At 73.7% G+C, this 23308-nt stretch carries 18 protein-coding genes and 2 pseudogenes; 15 read left to right on the forward strand and 5 right to left on the reverse strand.

The annotated features are described in order from the left end of the window. Positions 1-41: 41 nt before the first annotated feature. A complete protein-coding gene (locus tag ACFY3J_RS14710; protein WP_384181631.1) occupies positions 42-1169 on the reverse strand; it encodes an 8-amino-7-oxononanoate synthase in 1128 nt (375 codons plus the stop codon). Between the two features lie 148 nt (positions 1170-1317). Here ACFY3J_RS14710 and bioB point away from each other — a divergent pair, with 148 nt between their 5' ends. The 12 genes from bioB to mug all read left to right on the forward strand — a co-directional run bounded on the left by bioB (position 1318) and on the right by mug (position 15708). Beyond that, the gene (gene bioB, locus ACFY3J_RS14715; RefSeq protein WP_384181633.1) at positions 1318-2541 is read left to right on the forward strand and encodes a biotin synthase BioB; all 1224 of its coding nucleotides are present in this window, start codon (positions 1318-1320) and stop codon (positions 2539-2541) included. Next, positions 2534-3832 (forward strand): adenosylmethionine--8-amino-7-oxononanoate transaminase, encoded by a 1299-nt coding sequence (locus ACFY3J_RS14720; protein ID WP_384181635.1) that lies wholly within the window; start codon positions 2534-2536, stop codon positions 3830-3832. The genes bioB and ACFY3J_RS14720 overlap by 8 nt, the downstream gene beginning before the upstream one ends. 1 nt (position 3833) lies before the next feature. Beyond that, positions 3834-4571 (forward strand): dethiobiotin synthase, encoded by a 738-nt coding sequence (gene bioD / locus ACFY3J_RS14725; protein WP_390840982.1) that lies wholly within the window; start codon positions 3834-3836, stop codon positions 4569-4571. Positions 4572-5313: 742 nt separating this feature from the next. Then, positions 5314-6021 (forward strand): class I SAM-dependent methyltransferase, encoded by a 708-nt coding sequence (locus tag ACFY3J_RS14730; protein WP_390840983.1) that lies wholly within the window; start codon positions 5314-5316, stop codon positions 6019-6021. A gap of 225 nt (positions 6022-6246) precedes the next feature. Further along, complete coding sequence (locus tag ACFY3J_RS14735) at positions 6247-7122, forward strand: ABC transporter ATP-binding protein (RefSeq protein WP_384181641.1); 876 nt, start codon at positions 6247-6249, stop codon at positions 7120-7122. Positions 7123-7126: 4 nt separating this feature from the next. After that, positions 7127-9694, forward strand: a complete 2568-nt coding sequence (locus ACFY3J_RS14740; RefSeq protein ID WP_390840984.1) for an ABC transporter permease — start codon at positions 7127-7129, stop codon at positions 9692-9694. A gap of 77 nt (positions 9695-9771) precedes the next feature. Continuing rightward, complete coding sequence (locus tag ACFY3J_RS14745; RefSeq protein WP_384181645.1) at positions 9772-10197, forward strand: GNAT family N-acetyltransferase; 426 nt, start codon at positions 9772-9774, stop codon at positions 10195-10197. 173 nt (positions 10198-10370) lie between these two features. Continuing rightward, positions 10371-11765 (forward strand): hemolysin family protein, encoded by a 1395-nt coding sequence (locus ACFY3J_RS14750; RefSeq protein WP_390840985.1) that lies wholly within the window; start codon positions 10371-10373, stop codon positions 11763-11765. Continuing rightward, positions 11762-12790, forward strand: a complete 1029-nt coding sequence (locus tag ACFY3J_RS14755) for a hemolysin family protein (RefSeq protein WP_384181649.1) — start codon at positions 11762-11764, stop codon at positions 12788-12790. The genes ACFY3J_RS14750 and ACFY3J_RS14755 overlap by 4 nt, the downstream gene beginning before the upstream one ends. Before the next feature lie 58 nt (positions 12791-12848). Continuing rightward, entirely contained in the window at positions 12849-13661 is an 813-nt protein-coding gene (locus ACFY3J_RS14760; RefSeq protein ID WP_384181651.1) for an SGNH/GDSL hydrolase family protein, read from the forward strand. A 59-nt stretch (positions 13662-13720) separates the two neighbouring features. Next, positions 13721-15163, forward strand: coding sequence for an adenylosuccinate lyase (purB, locus tag ACFY3J_RS14765; protein WP_384181653.1), 1443 nt, complete (start codon positions 13721-13723; stop codon positions 15161-15163). Then, positions 15160-15708 (forward strand): G/U mismatch-specific DNA glycosylase, encoded by a 549-nt coding sequence (gene mug / locus ACFY3J_RS14770; RefSeq protein ID WP_384181776.1) that lies wholly within the window; start codon positions 15160-15162, stop codon positions 15706-15708. The genes purB and mug overlap by 4 nt, the downstream gene beginning before the upstream one ends. 8 nt (positions 15709-15716) lie before the next feature. Here the strand turns inward: mug and ACFY3J_RS14775 are convergent, their stop codons facing one another. Then, positions 15717-16160 carry a hypothetical protein gene (locus ACFY3J_RS14775; RefSeq protein ID WP_390840986.1) on the reverse strand — a complete coding sequence of 148 codons (444 nt, stop codon included), beginning with the start codon at positions 16158-16160 and terminating at the stop codon, positions 15717-15719. Positions 16161-16328: 168 nt separating this feature from the next. Here ACFY3J_RS14775 and ACFY3J_RS14780 point away from each other — a divergent pair, with 168 nt between their 5' ends. Next, positions 16329-17492, forward strand: a complete 1164-nt coding sequence (locus ACFY3J_RS14780) for an ROK family transcriptional regulator (RefSeq protein WP_384181657.1) — start codon at positions 16329-16331, stop codon at positions 17490-17492. A 358-nt stretch (positions 17493-17850) separates the two neighbouring features. On the opposite strand, the gene ACFY3J_RS14785 is transcribed toward ACFY3J_RS14780, so the two are convergent. Then, positions 17851-18612, reverse strand: a complete 762-nt coding sequence (locus ACFY3J_RS14785; RefSeq protein ID WP_390840987.1) for a GntR family transcriptional regulator — start codon at positions 18610-18612, stop codon at positions 17851-17853. A gap of 291 nt (positions 18613-18903) precedes the next feature. Then, entirely contained in the window at positions 18904-19785 is an 882-nt protein-coding gene (locus ACFY3J_RS14790) for an RNA polymerase sigma-70 factor (RefSeq protein WP_384181661.1), read from the reverse strand. A gap of 178 nt (positions 19786-19963) precedes the next feature. Here ACFY3J_RS14790 and ACFY3J_RS14795 point away from each other — a divergent pair, with 178 nt between their 5' ends. Then, complete coding sequence (locus ACFY3J_RS14795) at positions 19964-20794, forward strand: alpha/beta fold hydrolase (protein ID WP_384181663.1); 831 nt, start codon at positions 19964-19966, stop codon at positions 20792-20794. 99 nt (positions 20795-20893) lie between these two features. Here the strand turns inward: ACFY3J_RS14795 and ACFY3J_RS14800 are convergent. Next, positions 20894-21736: pseudogene (locus ACFY3J_RS14800) on the reverse strand (DMT family transporter); the annotation flags it as partial. Here ACFY3J_RS14800 and ACFY3J_RS14805 point away from each other — a divergent pair. Beyond that, positions 21727-23167 (forward strand): annotated as a pseudogene (locus ACFY3J_RS14805) (PLP-dependent aminotransferase family protein). The pseudogenes ACFY3J_RS14800 and ACFY3J_RS14805 overlap by 10 nt on opposite strands. Positions 23168-23308: the final 141 nt, after the last annotated feature.

Here is a 23308-nt window from a genome sequence, read left to right on the forward strand (position 1 = left end):
TCATATCCACAGCCAGTGGCGCCCGGCCGTGTCACGCCGACTCATGGTCGTGTTCCACCGATCACCCGTACAGCACGTTCGATCTGCGCCCCGGAGAGGTCCGCGCGGGCGGTCAGCCTCAGTCGTGAGATGCCGTCGGGCACGGAAGGAGGACGGAAACAGCCCACGGCCAGCCCGGCCGCCCGGCAGTCGGCCGCCCATCGCACGGCCCGCTCCGGGGACGGCGCGCGCACCGAGACCACCGCGGCGTCCGGACGTACCGCCTCCAGGCCCGCGGCGGTCAGGCGTGCGTGGAGTTCGGCCGCCACCGCACGCGCGCGTGCCGCCCGATCCGGCTCGCGGCGCAGCAGTCGCAGCGCCGCGAGGGCGGCCCCCGCGGCCGCGGGCGCGAGACCGGTGTCGAAGATGAACGTCCGGGCCGCGTTGACCAGGTGGTCGATCACCCGCGCGGGCCCGAGGACGACTCCGCCCTGGCTGCCGAGCGACTTCGACAGCGTGGCCGTGACGACCACGTCGTCGGCGCCCGCCAGCCCGGCCGCGTGCGCGGCGCCGCGGCCGCCGGCGCCCAGGACGCCCAGCCCGTGGGCGTCGTCGACGACGAGACCGGCGCCGTGCTCCCGGCAGGCCGCGGCGAACTCCGCCAGCGGAGCCGCGTCGCCGTCGACCGAGAACACCGTGTCCGACACGAGCACCGCCGGGCCCTCGTGCGTGCCGAGCGCCTTGCGCACGGCGTCCGGGTCGGCGTGCGCGACGACCTGTGTCGTGCCCCGGGCCAGCCGGCAGCCGTCGATGAGCGAGGCGTGGTTGCCCGCGTCGGAGACGACGAGCGAGCCGTGCGGCGCAAGCGCGGTGACCGCGGCCAGGTTCGCGGCGTATCCCGAGGAGAAGACCAGCGCCGCCTCGAAGCCGCAGAATCCGGCCAGCTCGCGCTCCAGTTCGGCATGGAGTTCGGTGGTGCCGGTGACCAGCCGGGAGCCGGTGGAGCCGCCGCCCCAGGTACGCGCCGCGGCCGCGGCCCCCTCGGTCACCTCCGGATGGCGGGCCAGCCCCAGGTAGTCGTTGCCCGCGAGGTCGAGCAGCGGGGAGTCGGCGGGGCGGGGCCGCAGGGTCCGTACGAGTCCGGCCCGGCGGCGTGCGTCCGCCTGCTCCTCGATCCAGCCGAACGCCATGGGTCCTCCGGGGCATTTGTAGGCAGTGGACAGACCCTAGCGGCAGGGCCGGCCGCCCATGATGTGGCAATACCCACATGTCGATGGGCCGGTCGTTGTGCGGAGTCTCCTTGGCCGCGGACCGGGCCGTAGGACAGGATCAGCTCTCATGGACCTGCTGAACACGCTGGTGGACAAGGGGCTTCGGCGCGAGTCGCCGACCCGCGAGGAAGCTCTGGCCGTACTGGCCACCTCGGACGACGACCTGCTCGACGTGGTGGCCGCGGCAGGGAAGGTGCGCCGCCACTGGTTCGGCCGGCGGGTGAAACTCAACTATCTCGTCAACCTCAAGTCGGGCCTGTGCCCCGAGGACTGCTCCTACTGCTCCCAGCGGCTCGGCTCGAAGGCGGACATCCTCAAGTACACCTGGCTCAAGCCCGACGACGCCTCCAGGGCCGCCGCGGCGGGGCTGGCGGGCGGCGCGAAGCGGGTCTGCCTGGTGGCCAGCGGGCGCGGCCCGACCGACCGCGACGTGGACCGGGTCTCCGACACCATCAAGGCGATCAAGGAGCAGAACGAGGGCGTCGAGGTGTGCGCCTGCCTCGGACTGCTCTCCGACGGCCAGGCCGAACGGCTGCGCGAGGCCGGGGCCGACGCCTACAACCACAACCTCAACACCTCCGAGGCGACGTACGGCGACATCACCACCACCCACACCTATGCCGACCGGGTGGACACGGTGCACAAGGCGCACGCGGCCGGGCTGTCCGCCTGCTCCGGGCTCATCGCCGGGATGGGCGAGAGCGACGAGGACCTGGTCGACGTGGTCTTCTCGCTGCGCGACCTGGACCCGGACTCCGTTCCGGTGAACTTCCTGATCCCGTTCGAGGGCACACCGCTCGCCAAGGAGTGGAACCTGACCCCGCAGCGCTGCCTGCGGATCCTCGCGATGGTCCGGTTCGTCTGCCCCGACGTGGAGGTACGGATCGCGGGCGGCCGCGAGGTGCACCTGCGCACCATGCAGCCCCTCGCGCTGCACCTGGCCAACTCGATCTTCCTCGGCGACTACCTGACCAGCGAGGGCCAGGCGGGCAAGGCCGACCTGGAGATGATCGCGGACGCCGGGTTCGAGGTGGAGGGCGCCGACCAGGTGACGCTGCCCGAGCACCGGGTGGCGGCCGGGGGCGGATGCGGGTCCCACGACGGCACGGGGTGCGGGTCGCACCAGGGGGCGGGGTGCGGGTCGCACCAGGGTGGCGGGGTCTGCGGTTCCGCCGCGGCACCGGCGGAGGAAACGGCACCGGCCGCGACCGCGACCGGCAACGAGCCGCGTACGGATCTCGTCTCCGTACGCCGCCGGGGCGCCGGAACGGACCTCGCACCCAATGCCTGAACCGCACACCACGCCCGGCCCGAGCGTGCCCGAGCTGCTGGAGCTCGACCGGCGGCACGTGTGGCACCCGTACGGACCCATGCCCGGCCGCCACGAACCGCTCGTCGTGGAGTCGGCGAGCGGGGTACGGCTGCGGCTCGCGGACGGCTCGGGCGAACTGGTCGACGGCATGTCGTCGTGGTGGGCGGCGATCCACGGCTACAACCACCCGGTGCTGAACAAGGCCGCCCGGGAGCAACTGGAGCGGATGAGCCACGTGATGTTCGGCGGGCTCACGCACGAGCCCGCCGTCCGGCTCGCGAAGCTCCTTGTCGACATGTCACCAGAGGGCCTCGAGCATGTGTTCCTCGCCGACTCCGGTTCGGTGTCGGTCGAGGTCGCGGTCAAGATGTGCCTTCAGTACTGGCGCTCGCTCGGCCGCCCGGACAAGCGGCGGCTGCTGACCTGGCGGGGCGGCTACCACGGGGACACCTGGCAGCCGATGTCCGTGTGCGACCCCGAGGGCGGGATGCACGAGCTGTGGACCGGTGTGCTGCCGCGTCAGGTCTTCGCGGACGCGCCGCCGGCCGGGTACGAGGAGGCGTACGCCGACCATCTGCGGGAGACGGTCGAGCGGCACGCCGGCGAACTGGCCGCCGTGATCGTCGAACCGGTGGTGCAGGGCGCGGGTGGGATGCGCTTCCACTCCCCCGCCTATCTGCGGGTGCTGCGCGAGGTGTGCGACGCGCACGACGTGCTCCTGGTGTTCGACGAGATCGCGACCGGGTTCGGGCGCACCGGCACCCTGTTCGCGGCGGAGCACGCCGCCGTGACGCCGGACGTGATGTGCGTGGGCAAGGCGCTGACCGGCGGCTATCTGACGATGGCGGCGACGCTGTGCACCGCGCGGGTGGCCGAGGGGATCTCGCGCGGCGAGGTGCCGGTGCTCGCGCACGGCCCGACGTTCATGGCCAACCCGCTGGCGGCGGCCGTGGCCTGCGCGTCGATCGGGCTGCTGCTCGGCCAGGACTGGCACACGGAGGTCAAGCGGATCGAGGCGGGTCTGCGGGACGGACTGGCTCCGGCCGCGGAGCTGCCGGGAGTGCGGGACGTACGGGTCCTGGGCGCCATCGGAGTGGTCCAGCTCGACCACGCGGTGGACATGGCGGCGGCCACCCGGGCGGCCGTGCGCGAGGGCGTGTGGCTGCGGCCGTTCCGTGACCTGGTGTACACGATGCCGCCGTACGTCACCGGTGACGTGGACGTGGCACGGATCGCGCGCGCGGTGTGCGCTGCGGCGCGGGAGGGTTGAGATGCCGGTACTGGTGATCACGGGCACGGGCACGGAGGTCGGCAAGACGGTGGCGACGGCCGCCGTCGCCGCGGCGGCCGTCGCGGCCGGGCGGTCGGTGGCCGTGCTGAAGCCCGCGCAGACCGGCGTGGGGCCGGACGAGCGCGGGGACGCCGACGAGGTCGCTCGGCTGGCCGGTGCGGTGACCGCGCGCGAACTCGCCCGCTATCCCGAGCCGTTGGCGCCCGCGACGGCGGCCCTGCGGGCCGGGCGGGCGCCGGTGCGCCCGCACGAGGTGGCCGAGGCCGCCGCCAAGCTGGCCACCGAGCACGATCTGGTGCTGGTGGAAGGCGCGGGCGGGCTGCTCGTCCGCTTCGACGCGGACGGCGGCACTCTGGCGGACGCGGCGAAGCTGCTGGGCGCCCCGGTGCTGGTCGTGGCCACGGCGGGTCTGGGCACGCTGAACACGACGGAGCTGACGGCCCGTGAACTGCGTGCCCGCGATCTGGATCTCCTCGGCGTGGTGATCGGCAGCTGGCCCGCCGAGCCCGACCTCGCCTGCCGCTGCAACGTCACCGACCTCCCCGAAGCGGCCGGCGCCCCCTTGCTCGGCGCCCTCCCCGAAGCCGCGGGCGCCCTGTCCCCGGCCACCTTCCGGTCCATGGCCCCCGAGTGGCTGGCCCCCTGTCTGAGCGGCAGGTGGAACGCGGAGGAGTTCACCACCCGGGAGGCACCCGCGCCGTTCGCACGGGGGGCCTGAGCGAGACGGGGTCCCACGCACCCGGCACCGGCGGCGTACGGACACCTGGCCCGCGTGCCCGTACGCCGCCCGTGTGCGGCCGCGCCTCGGGCGGGCCTGAACCCCGGCGGCCGGGTGACGGCCGCGGCGGACCCGTGCGCGGCAGCCGGGCGCTGAGCCGTCGGGCCACCCCGTACGAGCGCACGGCCGACGACGCAGGCGAGCACGCCGTGTCATCCAAAGCGGTCGACCGCGACGACCACCCAACGCGGATCGGGCGGCCCCCGGGCCCCGGCAGCCGCTGAGAGCCGCAGCCGGCCCATGCGCGGCTGCCTGGCGCCGGACCATCACCCGTGCCGACACGATCATCGGGCCAACCCGGACAAGCACACGGCCGACAGCCCGGACGGGCACGCCACGAACGAGTACGCCTTACGTCATCCAACGCGCGGCGGGCTGCGACGGCGCCCGGTGCGGAGGCGCGTAGCGGCCCCGGTGACACCTGGAAAACCACCCCGGCCCTGTGCACGCGCGGCACGTGCGAGCCCCCGCGCACGTCCGTCACGCACGCCGGGGACGCGGGCCTCTCCGGGGCACACATCGCACCCACGTCTTGCGGCAGGAGACGGCGCACGACTCCGGCGCACGTGCCGCAGGCACGGCCGGGACGTGCGGGCGAGGTTGGGGGTCGGCATTGGTGGGCGTGCGGTGGGTGGGCGTGGGGGACACTCACCCCAGGCCCGTCATGGTCGGGGAGGGTGCCATGTCCTTGCGATCCGTAGGCTCCGGGAAGGCGGCGCGGGATGCCGTGCGACATCCGGTGTTCGCCCGTTACTACGCCCGCGCCAGCGTGGCCGCGGAGACCAGCATGGGCATGGCCGGGGTGCGCCGACGGCTGCTGGCCGGGCTGTCCGGGCGGGTGATCGAGATCGGCGCGGGCAACGGACTGAACTTCGCGCGCTATCCGGGCTCCGTCGCGGAGGTCGTCGCGATCGAACCGGAGCGGCTGCTGCGGCAGCGGGCGCTCGAGGCCGGCGTCCGCGCCGAGGTCCCGGTCGACGTGGTGCCGGGCTGCGCGGAGGCGCTGCCGGTGAAGAGCGAGGCGTTCGACGCGGTGGTGCTCGCGCAGGTGCTGTGCAGCGTGCGCGACGTGCGGCGCGCGCTCGCCGAGGCGCGGCGGGTGCTGAAGCCCGGCGGCGAGGTGCGGTTCTTCGAGCACGGCAGGGGCGGCGGCCGCGCGATGAACCTGACCCAGCGCGCCCTGGACCTCACCGTGTGGCCACTGCTGTGCGGCGGCTGCCATCTGTCCCGCGATCCGGTCTCCGCCCTGCGCGACGCCGGGTTCGAGCTCGGCCCCTATCGGCGGATGCTGGTTCCGGAGCGGGGTCCGGTCCAGCCCTCCTCGTACTGCACGCTGGGCACCGCCTGGCGACCGGTCTCCACCGGCCTCGGTGATCGGCCGACCACCTGATCGGCCCATCAGGTGTTCACTCGCGCTTCCGCCGCGCGGGCACGGGCGCAACGTGGAGCCCGCATGCCCCTTACGCGGGTAACAGGGACCCGTCCTGAAGGCGGAGAGCGCTGCTGGGCCCAACGGAGGATACCGACTGTGGGCCCGATCACATTACGCTCGTCCGGGGACAAACCTGTCATGAGCCAGGACGTAACGGGTCGAAGGACCCCCAAGGAGGCCCCCGTGTCCACACCTGCTGCGCCGCCGGCCCAGGCGTCGGTCGACGGGATCGCGGCCCGCGCCCGCGGACTGACCAAGGCGTACGGATCGGGCGAGACCGCCGTGCTCGCGCTGGACTCGGTGGACGTCGACATCGAGCGCGGCCGTTTCACCACGGTCATGGGCCCCTCCGGCTCCGGGAAGTCCACGCTGATGCACTGCCTGGCCGGGCTCGACACCGTCTCGACCGGTCGGGTCTGGGTCGGCGACACCGAGATCACCGGGCTGAAGGACCGTGAACTGACCCGGCTGCGCCGGGACCGGATCGGCTTCATGTTCCAGTCGTTCAACCTCATCCCCACCCTGAACGCGCTGGAGAACATCACCCTGCCGATGGACATCGCGGGCCGGAAGCCCGACGAGAAGTGGCTGGACGAGGTCATCGACACGCTGGGGCTGCGCAACCGGCTGGGGCACCGGCCGTCCCAGCTCTCCGGCGGCCAGCAGCAACGCGTGGCCTGCGCACGGGCCCTGGCCTCCCGGCCGGAGCTGATCTTCGCCGACGAACCGACCGGCAATCTCGACTCACGGGCCGGTCTGGAGGTGCTCGGCTTCCTGCGCGACGCCGTCGACAGCCTCGGGCAGACCGTCGTCATGGTGACCCACGACCCGAACGCGGCCGCCCACTCCGACCTGGTGCTGTATCTCGCGGACGGCCGGATCGTGGACGCGATGGAGCACCCGACCGCTGAGGCCGTGCTGGAGCGCATGCGCCTGTTCGCCGGAGGAGTCGTCCCCACCCACGGTCCCACCCCCGACCTCACCCCCGGCCCCACCCCCGGCTTCGACGTGATCCACGGCCGGTTCGACGGGGACGGCGTCGCCGTAGAGGAGGCCTGACCCCGTGCTCAAGGCGACACTGCGCAGCTTCCTGGCCCACAGGGGGCGGCTGCTGCTCTCGGCCCTGGCCGTCATCCTGTCCGTGGCCTTCGTCACGGGCAGCCTGATCTTCTCCGACACCGTCGCCCGCACCTTCGACCGGCTCTTCGCCTCCACCGCCGCCGATGTCACGGTGGCCCCGAAGCAGGAACTGAAGTCCGCCCTGCCCACCGGGGTCGTGCAGACCGTGCCGGCGTCCCTAGCCCAGCGGGTGGCCAGGGTCGACGGCGTCGCCGCGACGCACGTGGACGTGGCCGTCCAGAACGCCATGGTCGTCGACAGCCGCAACGAACCGGTCGGCCCGACCACGGGCGCCCCGACGATCGTCTCCAACTGGCAGGTCACCGACCGCAGCCCGGTGCGGCTGACCTCCGGCCACGCACCACGCGGCGACGGCGAGGCCCTGCTGGACGCCGACACTGCCCGGCACAACGGCGTGCGGGTCGGCGACGTGCTCGCGGTCCAGGCGCAGCCCGGCTCGTTCCGCGTCCGGGTCGTCGGCATCGCCGCGTTCACCACCACCAACCCGGGCGCGGCCAGGCTCTTCCTGGACACCCCCACCGCCCAGGCCAGGCTGCTCGGCTCCACGACCCGCGCGACGAGCATCTCGGTCGACGCGGTCAGGGGTGTCACCGACGCCGAGCTCAAGCAGCGCGTGGGCCGGGCCGTGGGTACCACCGGCTACGACCTCAGGACGGCTGGTGAGCAGGCCAAGTCCGCCGCCGCCCGGCTCGGCGGATTCGTCAAGATCATCAAGTACGTCATGCTCGGATTCGCCGGGATCGCGGTCCTCGTCGGCGTCTTCCTGATCGTCAACACCTTCTCCATGCTGATCGCCCAGCGCACCCGCGAGCTGGGCCTGCTGCGCGCCCTGGGGGCCGACCGGCGGCAGGTTCGCCGCTCGGTGCTGGCCGAGGCGGTGCTGCTCGGCGTGGTCGGCTCCACGGTGGGACTGGCGGCCGGGATCGGCCTCGCGGCCGGACTGATCCGGCTGATGAGCGCCTTCGGTATGAACCTGACGACCGCGGCGATGGTCGTCAGGTGGCTCACGCCCGTCGCCGCGTACGCCGTCGGCATCGGTGTCACTTTCCTGGCGGCCTACCTGCCGGCCCGTCGCGCCGCGACCGTCTCGCCCATGGCGGCCCTGGCGGACACCGAGGTGGCCGGGATGGGGCGGCCGCTGCGGGTGCGCGCGGCGGCGGGCGCGGCCGTGGGCGCGGCCGGCGCGGCCGCGCTCGCGGGCTGCGCCGCCGCGCACCGGACCGCGACCGCCGCCGCGCTGCTGGGCGTGGGCATCGTCCTCACCCTGGTCGCCGCCGTCGTCGCGGGGCCACTGCTGGTGCGCCCACTGATCCGGGTGCTGGGCGGGGTCTTCCCGGCGCTGTTCGGGTCCATCGGGCGGATGAGCCAGCGCAACGCGCTGCGCAACCCGCGCCGGACCGGCGCCACGGCGGCCGCCCTGATGGTGGGCCTGGCCCTGGTGGGCGGGCTGTCCGTGGCCAGTGCCTCCATGACCCGCTCCCTGGACCGCCAGATCGACAGGGTGCTGGGCGCCGACTACGTGGTGCAGAACCGCAGCTTCCTGCCGTTCTCCGCGGAGGTCACGGACGCGGTGCGCGGCACCCGGGGCGCCGGCACCGTCGTACGGCAGCGGCTGGCCGCGGTCGCCATGAGACTGCCGGACGGCAAGCGCGTCGAGACCACCGCTTCCGGATACGACCCGCGGTTCGACTCGGTCGTCCACATCACGTACGTCCACGGCGACACCGCGGCGGCGCTCGCCGACGGAAGCCTCGCCATGGACGCCGGCTTCGCCAGGAAGCACGGGGTGCGGCCCGGGGACGTGCTGCCCGTCGAGTTCCAGGGCGGACGGCAGGCCCGGCTGACCGTGGGCGCACTCACCAACCAGGACCCGGCCGAGGGGTTCGGTGTCCAGGGCGGCGTGTACTTCGGGATCGCAACCGTGGAGAAGTACGTGCCGGGCACCCCGGACGCCGCACTGTATGTGAACGCCGCTCCGGGCACGGGCACCGACCAGTTGCGATCCCACCTGGAGAAGACCCTCGCTCCGTACCCGAATGTGCAGGTGCGCGACCAGGCGGACTACAAGAAGCTGGTCCACGACCAGATCGCGGTGCTGCTCTACCTCGTCTACGCGCTGCTCGGCCTCGCGATCGTCATCGCGGTCCTGGGCGTGGTCAACACGCTCGCCCTGTCGGTGGTGGAACGCACCCGGGAGATCGGTCTGCTGCGGGCCATCGGGCTGGCCCGCCGGCAGCTGCGGCGGATGATCCGGCTGGAGTCGGTGGTGATCGCGGTCTTCGGCGCGGTCCTGGGGCTGGTGCTGGGCCTGGTGTGGGGCCTGTGCACCCAGCGGGTGCTGGCTCTCCAGGGCATGAGGGTGCTGGCCATCCCCTGGAGCACGATCGTGGCGGTGGTGGTCGGTTCGGCGCTCGTGGGCGTCGTCGCGGCCCTGCTGCCCGCGCTGCGGGCCTCCCGGATGAACGTGCTGGCCGCGATCGCGCACGAGTGACGCGGTCGCGGCGGTGCGCGAGCGTCCGGATGCTGGAATTGGGCCCGGCGGGCGGCGGTGCGTGGTGTGATCACCTCATGAGCGATCTACACATACGCGCCGCGACCGCCGACGACCTCGACACCGTGCTGGCCTTCTGGACGACGGCCGCGGAGGGCACCAGCATCAGCGACGACCGGGACGGCATGGCCCGCCTGCTCGCCCGCGATCCGGAGGCCCTGCTGCTGGCGGAGCAGGACGGCGAACTGGCCGGTACGGTCATCGCGGGCTTCGACGGCTGGCGCTGCCACCTGTACCGGCTGGCCGTGCACCCGGACCGGCGGCGCCGGGGCATCGGCTCGGCCCTGCTGACGGCCGCGGAGGAGCGGTTCGTGCGGCTCGGCGGGCGGCGCGGGGACGCCATGGTGCTCACCCGCAACGAGAGCGCGCACCACGCCTGGCGGGCGGCGGGCTACGCGCCCGAGGAGCGCTGGCGGCGCTGGGTGAAGCCCCTGACGGACTGACCCGTGAGGCCCTGACGGGCCGACCCCGAACATTTCTTTGCTCATCCTTTACTCTTGGAGGACACCCGGTCCTGCATGAAAGGTTGTGAGCGTCCGCCCATGGGCGAGCCTCCCCGAGCGCGACATAGCGCGCCTGTCCCTGTCCTGCCCGACCATGGGTCGGGGGTGACCCGATGACCGAAGTGCTCCTGTTGCTGGTCGCGGTGCTGCTGAGCCTCGCCTGCGGCGCTTTCGTCGCGGCCGAGTTCTCGCTGACGACCGTCGAGCGCGGTGCCCTGGAGCGGGCGGCCGAGCGCGGTGAGCGCGGCGCGGCCGGCGCGCTGAAGGCCGTACGGAACCTGACCTTCCAGCTCTCCGGCGCGCAGCTCGGCATCACCGTCACCAATCTGGTGGTCGGCATGCTCGCCGAACCGTCGATCGCCAAGCTGATCGCGGGTCCCGTCCAGGCGCTCGGCCTGTCCCGGTCCGCCGCGACCACGGTGGCGCTGGTCCTCGGCACGGCCCTGTCCACCGTGTTCCTGATGGTCGTCGGCGAGCTGGTGCCCAAGAACTGGGCGATCTCCTCGCCGCTCGCGGTGGCCAGGCGGGTGGGCAATCCGCAGCGCTGGTTCAGCGCCGCCTTCCGCCCCTTCATCACCCACCTGAACAACACGGCGAACCACCTGGTGCGCCGGCTCGGCGTGGAGCCCGCCGAGGAACTCGCCTCCGCGCGCGGCCCCCAGGAGCTCGCCGCCCTGGCGCGGCACTCCGCCAGGGAGGGCGCCCTGGAGGCGGACACCGCCGAGCTGTTCGTGCGGACCCTCAACCTGGCCGACCTGACCGCGGAGAACGTGATGACCCCGCGCGTCCAGGTCATGGCCCTCGACGCCCAGGCGACCTGCGAGGACGTGGCGAACGCGACCCGGGCGACCGGGCTGTCGCGGTTCCCCGTGTACCAGGGCGGCCTCGACTCGGTCGTGGGCACCGCCCACATCAAGGACGTGCTGGCGGTGCCCGCCGAGCGCCGCACCCGCACGCGGGTCTCCGAGATCATGCGCGAGCCGCTCCTGGTCCCCGAGTCGCTGACAGTCGACCGGCTGCTGGACCGGCTCTCCGGCAAACGCACGATGGCGGTCGTCATCGACGAGTACGGCGGCACCGCGGGCGTGGCGACGCTGGAGGACATCGTCGAGGAGGTGGTCGGCGAGGTGCGTGACGAGCACGACCCGCACGAGACGCCCGACCTCGCCCCGGCCGGGGCCGACGAGGAGGGCCGCGGCCTGTACTCGGCGGACGGCTCCGCGCGGGTGGACCAGCTCGCGCGCGTCGGGCTGCGGGTGCCGGAGGGCCCGTACGAGACACTGGCCGGCCTGATCGCCACCGAGCTCGGCCGGATCCCCGAGACCGGCGACATCCTCCAGGTCGCCGGCTGGCGGCTGGACGTGGTGGACGCGAGCGGCCGCCGGGCCGCGCGCGTGCTGCTGCACGCGCCGCTCGACGACGAGGACGGCGACGGCCGCGAGGGACCCGCACGGCGGGCCGATCATCCGCGCGGTGACACGCACGACGAGAAGAGGGCCGGCCGGTGACCTCCGTACAGATCCTGATCGGCCTGGCGTCCCTGGTCGTCAACGCCTTCTTCGTGGGCGCCGAGTTCGCGCTGATCTCGGTGCGCCGCAGCCAGGTCGAGCCGTACGCCGAGGAGGGCGACCGACGCGCCAGGAGCGTGCTGTGGGGCCTGGAGCACGTGTCCGCGCTGCTGGCCGCGGCGCAGCTCGGCATCACCCTGTGCACCCTGGTCCTCGGTGTGGTCGCCGAGCCGGCGATCGCGCACCTGCTGGAGCCGGTGTTCCACGCGGTGGGCGTGCCGGCGGGGGCGGGCCACGCGGTGTCGTTCGTGATCGCGCTCGCCCTGGCGACGTATCTGCACATGCTGCTCGGCGAGATGGTGCCGAAGAACGTCGCGCTCGCGGAGCCGGTGCGCAGCGCGCTGCTGCTCGGACCGCCGCTGGTCGCGCTGTCCCGGGCGCTGCGTCCGGTGATCTTCACGGTGAACGCGTTCGCGAACAGCCTGCTCAAGCTGTTGCGGGTGGAGGCCAAGGGCGAGGTCTCCTCGACCTTCACGGACTCGGAACTGGCCCAGATCGTCAAGGACGCCAGCGCGGCCGGCCTCATCGACGACCGGGCGCAGGAGCGGCTGCACGACGCGCTGGAGCTCGGCAGCCGGCCCGTGCGCGACGTGGTGCTTCCGCTGGAGCGGGTCGTCCACGCGCGTCTGGGGGTCACCCCCGAGCAGCTGGAGCGGCTGTCGGCCGAGTCCGGTTTCTCGCGCTTCCCGGTGGTCGACGAGGAGCGCCACATCGTCGGCTACCTGCATGTGAAGGACGCCCTGGACGCCTCGCCGCGAGGAGAGCCGTTCCGGCTGCGGGACATGCGCCCGATCGCCCGGGTCCGCGAGGGCACTCCGCTGGACGACGTGCTGACCGCGATGCGCGGCAGCCGTACGCATCTGGCGGCGGTCCTGGGTGCCGACGGCCGGCTGGCGGGCCTGGTGACGATGGAGGACGTGCTGCGGGAGCTGTTCGGACCGGCGGGAGTGACCGGGATGGCCTGACCCCGCGGACCAACCGCTTGGTATGGCGCCGGGTCGCGGGGATACCATCGCTCACGCCATGCAGACGAATCCCACGTACACCAGCCTGGTCGCGGTCGGCGACTCCTTCACCGAGGGCATGTCGGACCGGCTGCCCGACGGTTCGTACCGCGGCTGGGCGGACCTCCTCGCGGCGCGGATGGCCGCCCGCACGCCCGGCTTCCGGTACGCCAACCTCGCCGTGCGCGGCAAGCTCATCGGACAGATCGTCGACGAGCAGGTGGAGACGGCGGCGGCCATGCGGGCCGATGTCGTGACGCTGGTGGGCGGCCTCAACGACACGCTGCGGCCCAAATGCGACATGGGCAGGGTCACGGGGCTGCTCACGGAGGCCGTGGAGCGGCTGGCGCCGTCGTGCGAGCGGCTGGTGCTGATGCGCAGCCCCGGCCGGCAGGGCCCCGTCCTGGAGCGCTTCCGGCCCCGCATGGAGGAGCTGTTCGCCTGCGTCGACGAGCTCGCCGAACGGCACGGCGCGCTCGTCGTCGACCTGTACGGGGCAGCGTCGCTCGCCGACCCCCGGCTGTGGGACGTGGACCGGCTGCACCTGACCGCCGAGGGCCACCGCCGGGTCGCGGAGGCGGTGTGGCAGACGCTCGGCCACGAGCCCGAGGACGCCGAGTGGCGTACGCCCATGCCGGCGACCGCGCGTCCGGGCTGGCGCACCCGCAGGGTGGCGGACGCCCGCTTCGCCCGGCAGCATCTGCTGCCGTGGATAGGACGGCGCCTGACCGGCCGTTCCTCGGGGGACGGCCGCCCCGCGAAGCGGCCCGAGCTGCTGCCCTACGAGGACCCGGCGCAGCCGCCGGCGGCGGCCGACGCGGAGCTCTCGTAGCTTCCCACGAACACCCCCGTGGCGCTGGCCTGCACGAATCGCCAGTAGAATCCGTTTACGTGACTTCAGCGCCCGCCAAGCCCCGCATCCCGAACGTCCTCGCCGGACGTTACGCCTCCGCCGAGCTCGCCACGCTCTGGTCGCCCGAGCAGAAGGTGAGGCTGGAGCGGCAGCTCTGGCTCGCCGTGCTGCGCGCCCAGAAGGACCTCGGCATCGAGGTGCCGGACGAGGCGATCGCCGACTACGAGCGGGTCCTCGACCAGGTCGACCTGGCCTCGATCGCGGAGCGCGAGAAGGTCACCCGGCACGATGTGAAGGCGCGGATCGAGGAGTTCAACGACCTCGCCGGGCACGAGCACGTGCACAAGGGCATGACCTCCCGCGACCTGACGGAGAACGTCGAGCAGCTGCAGATCCGGCTCTCGCTGGAGCTGATGCGGGACCGTACGGTCGCCGTCCTCGCCCGGCTGGGCAGGCTGGCCGCCGAGTACGGCGAGCTGGTCATGGCCGGCCGCTCGCACAACGTCGCCGCGCAGGCGACCACCCTCGGCAAGCGCTTCGCGACCGCGGCGGACGAGCTGCTGGTGGCGCACGGGCGGGTCGAGGAGCTGCTGGGACGCTACCCGCTGCGCGGTGTCAAGGGCCCGGTGGGCACGGCCCAGGACATGCTGGACCTGCTCGGGGGCGACGCGTCGAAGCTCGCGGAGCTGGAGCGGCGCGTCGCCGGGCACCTCGGCTTCTCGCGGGCGTTCACGTCGGTCGGCCAGGTCTACCCGCGCTCGCTGGACTACGAGGTCGTCACCGCGCTGGTCCAGCTGGCGGCGGCGCCCTCCTCGCTGGCGAAGACGATCCGGCTGATGGCCGGGCACGAGCTGGTCACCGAGGGCTTCAAGCCGGGCCAGGTCGGCTCCTCGGCGATGCCGCACAAGATGAACACCCGCTCCTGCGAGCGCGTCAACGGCCTGATGGTGATCCTGCGCGGCTACGCCTCGATGACCGGCGAGCTGGCGGGCGACCAGTGGAACGAGGGCGACGTGTCCTGCTCGGTGGTGCGCCGGGTCGCGCTGCCGGACGCGTTCTTCGCGCTGGACGGCCTGCTGGAGACGTTCCTGACGGTGCTCGACGAGTTCGGCGCCTTCCCCGCGGTGATCGCCCGCGAACTGGACCGCTACCTGCCGTTCCTGGCCACGACCAAGGTGCTGATGGGCGCCGTGCGGGCCGGGGTCGGCCGCGAGGTCGCCCACGAGGCGATCAAGGAGAACGCCGTCGCGACCGCGCTCGCCATGCGCGAGCAGGGCGCCGAGCGCAACGACCTGCTCGACAAGCTGGCCGCCGACGACCGCCTCCCGCTCGACCGCGCGGGGCTGGACGCGCTGATGGCCGACAAGCTGTCCTTCACCGGTGCGGCGGCCGACCAGGTCGGCACGGTCGTGGGCCGGATCGAGGAGATCGTGAAGCAACGCCCGGAGGCCGCGGCCTACGCGCCGGGGGCGATCCTCTGACCCGTTTCACCCCGGCGGAGCTCCAGGCCGCCCGCGACCGTCCGGTCCCGGATGTCGTCGCGGACGGCCTGAGGGTTCTGTTCTGCGGCATCAACCCCGGTCTGATGACGGCCGCGACCGGCCACCACTTCGCGCGGCCGGGCAACCGGTTCTGGCCGGTGCTGCACCGGTCGGGGTTCACCCCGAGGCTGATGAAGCCCGCGGAACAGGACGAGTTGCTGTCGTACGGACTGGGCATCACGAACGTCGTGGCGCGGCCGACGGCCCGGGCGCAGGAGCTGACGCCCCACGAGTACCGGGAGGGTGGACGGCTCCTGGCACGGAAGGTGGCGCGGCTGCGGCCGAGGTGGCTGGCCGTGGTGGGCGTCACCGCGTACCGGGCGGCATTCGGCGACCGCACGGCCCAAGTGGGGCCGCAGGAACGGACGTTCGGCGAGACGCGGGTGTGGGTGCTGCCCAATCCGAGCGGGCTGAACGCGCATTGGACGGCCGAGACGATGGCTGAGGAGTTCGCACGGCTGAGGGTGGCCGCGGAGGCGTCGTAGCGGACGGGTCACGGCGGATCGACGTCGGTGACGACCGCGAGGAGCTGGAACGGCAGCTCCTGGTCCCACTGGGAGACCCCGAGCGCTATCCACGGGCCGGTTTCCCGCTCCCTCCACAGCTGGACGTCCGGTACGTGCCCGCTGAGCGAGGCCCACGGCTCGGGCACGTCCTCACCCGACAGGGTGCGTTCGAGCACGCTGTACAGGCTGAACACCTGCGGCGGGCCCCAGCGTCCGGTGAGCCGCTCCCCCAGTCCGTCCCGGTCGAGCTCGAACTGCCCCGCCGTCGCCTCCCGCCGGCCGCCGTCGTCCTCCCAGAAGTCTTCGCTCGTCTCCAACTCGGCCATCCGGTAACCGGGTCCGGCCGTGCCGAGGTCCGTCCGGGTGCGCTGGGCTGGATACTCCCCGCAGCGCAGCCGGTCGATGACGGCGAGAGCCTTCGCGATGTCCATGTGCTCCAGTAAAGCGGCCCCCACTGACAACTGGCGGGGCGTCAGCGACCGCACCCCCGGCCGGCCCGCGCTGTGCCGGCGCGCGCTCGTGCCGTCCCCGGCGCTCGCTGCCCCGGCCCGTGCCGAGTACGATCCGCCCAACACGCGCACGAGCTGGGAGGACGGACGGTGGGGCGGCTGACCGGCGGGGATCCCTCGCTGCTGCGAAGGATCAACTCCGCGGTGGTGCTGCACGCGCTGCGTGCCACGGACTGTGCGACGCTCACGGAGATCACCCGGGTGACGGGGCTGTCCCGGCCGACGGTCGAGGGCGTCGTGGAGGGCCTGATCGAGGCGGGACTCGTCGTCGAGACGGCGGCCGAGGAGGGTACCGCACGCCGGCAGGGACGGCCCGCGCGCCGGTTCCGGTTCCGGGCCGAGGCCGGGCACCTGCTGGGCCTGGAGATCGGCGCGCACCGGGTCGCCGCGCTGCTGGCCGACCTGGACGGCCGTGTGGTGGGCGCCCAGGCCAAGGACGTGGAGGAGACCGCCGAGGCGGACGAGCGGCTGGAGCGGCTGCGCGGCGCGGTCGCCGAACTGCTGCGCAGGGCCGGCGTCCCGCGCAGTTCACTGCGGGCCGTCGGGGTCGGCACGCCCGGGATCGTCGAGGCGGACGGCACGGTACGGCTGGGCACCGCGCTGCCCGGGTGGACCGGCCTGCACCTGGGCGAACGGCTGAGCCGTTCGTTCAAGTGCCCGGTGCTCGTCGAGAACGACGCGAACGCGGCGGCGGTGGCCGAGCACTGGAAGGGCGCCGCCACCGAGTCCGACGACATGGTCTTCGTACTGGCGGGACTGAGCCCGGGCGCCGGTTCGCTCATCGGCGGGCGACTGCACCGCGGGTTCGGCGGGGCCGCCGGGGAGATCGGCGCGCTGCACCTGCTGGGCCGGGAGGCGACCCCCGAGACGCTGCTGTCGACGACGGACCAGCCGCTGCACCCGCTGGACGAGCGGGCGGTGGCCGAGGTCTTCGCGCTGGCCCGCCGGGGTGACCGGCGGGCCGGCGCGGCCGTCGAGCGGTTCATCCAGCGGCTCGTCCACGACGTGGCGGCGCTGGCACTGGCCCTGGACCCGGAACTCGTCGTCATCGGCGGCTGGGCGGCGGGGCTGGACGGCGTACTGGAGCCGCTGCGGCGCGAACTGGACCGCTACTGTCTGCGGCCGCCCAAGGTCACCCTGTCGATGCTCGGCGAGGCGGCCGTGGCGACGGGCGCGCTCCGGCTGGCCCTCGACCACGTCGAGGAGCAGCTGTTCGCGGTGGAGGGCACGGTGACGGCGCGACGGTCCCGGTGAAAAGCCGCCGTAGGGGGGTTTGGCCCGACCTCTTCCGGTGACGGACCGCCGGTCCCGGTGACGGCCTGCTGGTCCCGGTGGGGGCCTGCTGATCCCGGTGGGGGCCGCCGTGGAAGGGGACGCCGTGGGTCGTCGCCGGGGGTCCGCTCCTCCCGGCGCCGGCTGACCGTACCCGATGACGAGCCGCCGTCAGTGGCTCCGCCGTGAGGGGTCCGGGGGCCCGCCCCTCCCGGTGATGACCAACCCGTCCCGGTGCCGACCCGCCCCTCCGAGTGACGACAGGCCGTTGCCAGTGACGGCCTGCCGCCGAGGGCGGGTGACGCCGGCCAGGGGTCCTGCCGGTCGGAAGACCGGCCGGCTAGGAGGCCTGCTGGTGCGGGCCGTCGTGTATCTCCACGCCACCCGAGTCCCCGAAGGTCAGCCGGCAGGTGTCGGCGCGGTAGGTGGCGACGGAGATCGCGGCCGTGCGTCCCTGGACGACGAAGCGGGTGGTGACGACGAGCACGGGAGCGCCGGGCAGCCGGTCCAGTTCCTTGGCGTCGTCCGCGCGGGCCGAGCCCAGTTCGACCGAGCGGTCCTGGCCCTCCAGCTCGAGGCGGTGCAGCTCACGCAGCACGGCACGCGCGCGTGCCGGCCCGGACGGCGCGTCTATCGCGCTCAGGTCGGGCACCGATCCGTGCGGAACATAGAGCAGTTCGGCGGCGACCGGCTGACCGTGGCTCATCCGGGACCGGCGCACCATGTGCACGGGCTCCTCGTGGCCGGTCTCCAGGGCGTCGGCGATCGCGGCCGGCGGGGCGGCCAGGGTGCAGTCGACGCTCTGCCAGGCGTCGCCGGACGCTCCCGGCCAGGCGTGCTGGTCGGTGCCGACGGCCACGCCCACGCGTGGCGGTGCGACGGTCGTACCGACGCCGCGGCGGCGCTGCAGCCGTCCCTCCAGCTCCAGCTGCTCCAGCGCCTGGCGCAGCGTGGCACGGGCCACGCCGAAGCGGGCGGCGAGCTCCCGTTCGTTGGGCAGGATCTCGCCCACCGAGAACTCGGAGTCCAGTGCCTCGCTGAGCACGGTCTTGAGATGCCAGTACTTCGGCTCCGGCACCGATTCCAGCTGCGTGGTCCCCACCCTGTCCTCCGCAATCGCCGTGATCCGGCCGCGTTTTAGCGCCCTTGTTTATTAAAGGTTGTTGTACTTATCTGCGACGATAAGGCGGCCCCCACCCTTGGTCAAGACCAATCCTCGTTCCCTCGGACGGCGCACAGACGTCTGTCGCACGGTGTTCACGACCCGTTCGCACGGGGCCGGTTTTCCGGGCACCACGACGCGGCCCCGTCATCCGGGACGGGGGCGCGGCAGCCACGCAGACGTCTGGGACCGGGGGCCGCGGCGGCCGTGCGGGCGTCGGGGCCGGGAGGCTCAGGCGGCCAGGGACCGCAGCTTGTCGGGGTTGCGGACGATGTAGACGGTCTGGACACGCCCGTCGGCCACGTCCAACTGGAAGACGCTGTCGGGCTCACCCCCGGACAGGATCAGCATGGCGGGGCCGCCGTTGACCTCCAGGAAGCGGACGGACGGATCCGGGACGCCCTTGTGCGCCACGCCGACCAGGAAGCGGCCCACCTTGTCGGCGCTCTCCAGGACCCGCAGCGGCGCCTTGGCCTTGCCGCCGCTGTCGCCCACCAGGCGCGCGTCGGGTGCGAGCAGCGACATCAACCCCTCCAGGTCGCCGCCCGCCGCGGCGGCCAGGAACCGCTCGGTGAGGTCGCGCCGCTGGACGGGGTCGGCCTCGTAGCGCGGCCGCCGTTCGCCTACGTGCCTGCGGGCCCGGCCGGCCAGTTGACGCACCGCGGGCTCGCCGCGGTCGAGCAGGGCGGCGATCTCCGCGTACGGATAACCGAAGGCCTCTCTCAGGACGAACACCGCGCGTTCGAGCGGTGACAGGGTCTCCAGGACGACCAGCACGGCGAGCGACACGGAGTCGGCGAGGACGGCCCGCTCCTCCGTGTCCGGGACGGTCTGCGCGAGATCCGTGACCAGCGGTTCAGGCAGCCACGGGCCGACGTACGACTCGCCGCGCGCCTTGATCCGGCGGAGCCGGTCGATGGCGAGCCGGGTGGTCACCCGCACAAGGTAGCCGCGCGGCTCGCGCACGGCGCCCCGGTCGGCGGTGGACCAGCGCAACCAGGCTTCCTGGAGCACGTCCTCGGCGTCCGCCACGCGCCCGAGCATGCGGTAGGCGACACCCATGAGGGCGGGGCGGTGCTCTTCGAAGATTTCGGTCCCGGTATCGGTGGTCACGCCCTCATCCCAGCCGACGTCAGGCGTCCGTGTCCAGGCGCGCCGCGGTGGGGACGCCGTGGCCGCGGAGAGGCGTTGGCGTTCCGGAGCTCAACTCGAACCCGGGGCTACCCGTCGGTAGCAATTGCTGACAGTCTGTCTACCGTCGTTGTCGGCGATTCCCCCACAAGGAGCACCCATGTCCGCCACCGTCTCCTTCGAGGTCCCCTCCGCGCACGGCCCGCGGACCGTGACCCTCTCCTACGCGCGCGTGGGCGGCGGCGAGCCGCTGCTCCTGCTGCACGGCATCGGACACCACCGCCAGGCCTGGGACCCGGTGGTCCACCTGCTCGCGGCCGAACGCGAGGTGATCACCGTGGACCTGCCGGGCTTCGGGGCCTCCCCCGCGCTGCCGGAAGGGCTCCGGCACGACCTGCCCACGATGAACGTGGTGCTGGGCGCCCTGTGCGCGGCACTGGAGATAGAACGGCCCCATGTGGCCGGCAACTCCCTGGGCGGCCTGCTGGCCCTGGAACTGGGCCGCGAGAAGCTCGTACGGTCCGTCACCGCTCTGGCCCCGGCGGGGTTCTGGACGCAGGCCGAGCGGCGTTACGCCTTCGGCGTGCTGCGGACGATGCGCACGCTCGCCCGGCGGATGCCGCTGCCACTGGTCGAGCGGCTCTCACGGACAGCGGCCGGCCGCACCGTCCTGACCAGTACCATCTACGCCCACCCGGCCCGCCGTTCGCCCGAGGCCGTGGTGGCCGAGACGCTCGCCCTGGCAGGGGCGGACGGATTCGAGGAGACCCTCCGGGCGGGCGTCGGCGTCCACTTCACCGACGGCCTGCCCGGTATCCCCGTCACCGTCGCCTGGGGCACCAGGGACCGGCTGCTGGTGCGCCGCCAGGGAGTGCGCGCCAAGCAGATCATCCCCAAGGCCCGGCTCGTGCGCCTGCCCGGCTGCGGGCACGTCCCGATGAACGACGACCCGGCCCTGGTCGCGCGCGTCCTCCTGGACGGCAGCCGCTGACCGCCGCCGGCGTCCGGCCGTCCTCAATGCCCCCGCCCCCAGGGCGACTCCCGTGCCCACCAGGGCGCTGCCCAGGGCCTGGACCGCCCCGTACGAGCCGGCGCCGACGATCGGCGCGGTGCAGGCGGCCGCGACGGGGATGAGACCGGAGAAGAGCGTGGCGCGCTCGGCGCCGATCCGCTGCACGCCCATGTACCAGCACACGAAGCCGACGACGGTGACGACGGCCGCCTGCCACAGCAACGCGACGGCCTCGGCCGCGTCCGGACGCCTGAGCCAGTCGCCGCCGAGGACGGCCCCGGCCACCGCCGACTCCAGGGCCGCCAGCCCGCACACGACGGCGGACAGCAGCCGGGGCCCGAGCGGACGCAGCACGGGCACCGCGAGGACCGCGAAGCCGACCTCGCCGGCCAGCGCGCAGGCGGAGAAGGTGATTCCGGTACCGTCGGTCCGCCCCCAGCCCTGCACGGTGAAGGCCCCGGCGGCGACCAGAAGGGCACCGTGGAGGACCGTCCGCCGGGGCCGGCGTCCCTCCAATACGGGAACGACGACCGCCACCACCACGGGGGCGCAGCCCACGAAGACCCCCGGTACCGCCGGCTCGGCGCTGCGTTCGGCGGCGAGCACGGCCAGGTTGAAGCCGACCATGCCGACCGCCGCGAGCAGCGCGAGCCTGAGCCACTGGCGGGGTGTGAGCCGCCGCAGCCGGGCCGGGGCGCCCCACCCGGCGAGCGGCAGGAGCCGCAGGCAGGCCAGGCCGTAGCGCAGGAACTGGCCACCCGCGTACGGGTAGTGGCCGAGGACGCTGTTGGCGGTGAAGGACGCCCCGACGAGGACGCAGGCGAGCGCGGCGAGCAGGGTGCCGCGCGAGGTGGTGGCGTTCATGGCAGCGACGCTAGGAAGCGCGGCGGTCCGGTTTAAGGTCCACTTCCATGACGTCATCGGGGACCAATCCGGGCGGACTCACCGGCTCGGCCGCCTGGGAACTGCTCCTTCCGGCCGCCTCCGCCCCGGCACGCGCGCGTGGCCGCTCCCTGCGGGCCGCGCTGCGCGAGGCGGTCCGCTCGGGGCGGCTCGCGGCGGGCACACGGCTGCCCTCCAGCCGGGACCTCGCCGCGGACCTGGGGGTCTCGCGCGGGCTGGTCACGGAGGCGTACGAGCAGTTGACGGCGGAGGGCTACCTCCGCAGCGGCCGGGGTGCGGGGACCTGGGTGGGCGATGCCGTCCGGGGCGCACGCACGCGTGCGCGTGACCTCGCTCCCCGCTCTCCCGGAGCCCGCGCGGACTTCGTGCCCGGCACGCCGGACCTGTCGCTGTTCCCGCGGACCGCCTGGGCGGCCACGCACCACTCCGTGCTGACGGACCTGCCGCACCACGACCTCGGCTACCCCGACCCGCGCGGACTGCCCCGGCTGCGCACGGCGCTGGCCGAACTGCTGACCCGGCGCCGGGGCGTGGTCGCGGACCCGGAGCGGATCGTGGTCGTCTCGGGGGTGGCCCAGGCGAGCGCTCTGGTCGGCTCGGCGCTGCACGCGCGCGGGATCCGCACCGTGGGGCGTCGAGGATCCCGGCAGCCCCGAGCACAGCGCCCTGTACGCCTCGGCCGGAGTCGGCACCGTCCCGCTGCCCCTGGACGCGGAGGGTCCGGCCGTCGGCCCGCTGCTCCGGTCCGGGGTACGGGCCATGGTGACGACACCGGCCCACCAGTTCCCGACCGGCATCGCCTGCTCCGCCCGGCGCCGCGCCGAACTCCTCGACTGGGCGCGGGCGGTGGACGGCATCGTCTTCGAGGACGACTACGACGGCGACTTCCGCTACGACCGCGCCCCGGTGGGCGCCCTCCAGGGTCTGGATCCTGAGCGCGTCGCCTACGCCGGGTCGGTCAGCAAGTCCCTCGCCCCAGGGCTGCGGCTGGGCTGGCTGCTCCTGCCCGACTCGCTGGCCGACGAGGTCGTCGAGCGCAAGCGGACCATGGACCTCGGCCATCCGACAGTCGATCAGGCGGTGTTCGCGCGGTTCGTCGAGCGCGGCGACTACGACCGGCAGTTGCGCCGGTGCCAGCGCGCCTACCGCGAACGACGCGACGCGCTCGTCGCCGCCCTGGACGAGCACTTTCCCGGGGCGCGCCTCTCCGGGATCGCCGCGGGCCTGCACCTCATCGCCGCGCTGCCCGGCCGGTACGGCCCCGAGGAGCGCTTCCTCGCACGCATGGCCGAGGCCCACGTCGCGGTGCGCGCCCTGTCGGCGTACCGGCACGCGGATGCCGCCGGCTCCGGCCACGACGGCGTGCGCCTCGTTCTCGGCTACTCCCACCTCTCCCCCGCCCGGATCCGGGCGGGGGTGCGGCTGATGGCGGAGGCGGCCAGCACCTGACCTCCGCCGGACCGGGAGGCGCGTGCCGGGCCCGGCGGGCGAGCCCCGCCGCGGCGGCCCGCTGCGGAAAAGGGTGCCGCGGCCAGGTCGCAACTCCCGGTCCGCGAAGGGTGTTTCCGCAGGTCGCGGCCGATTGTCAGT

The sequence above is a fragment of the Streptomyces sp. NPDC001231 genome (assembly GCF_042896885.1).
In the GTDB taxonomy this organism is placed as follows: domain Bacteria; phylum Actinomycetota; class Actinomycetes; order Streptomycetales; family Streptomycetaceae; genus Streptomyces.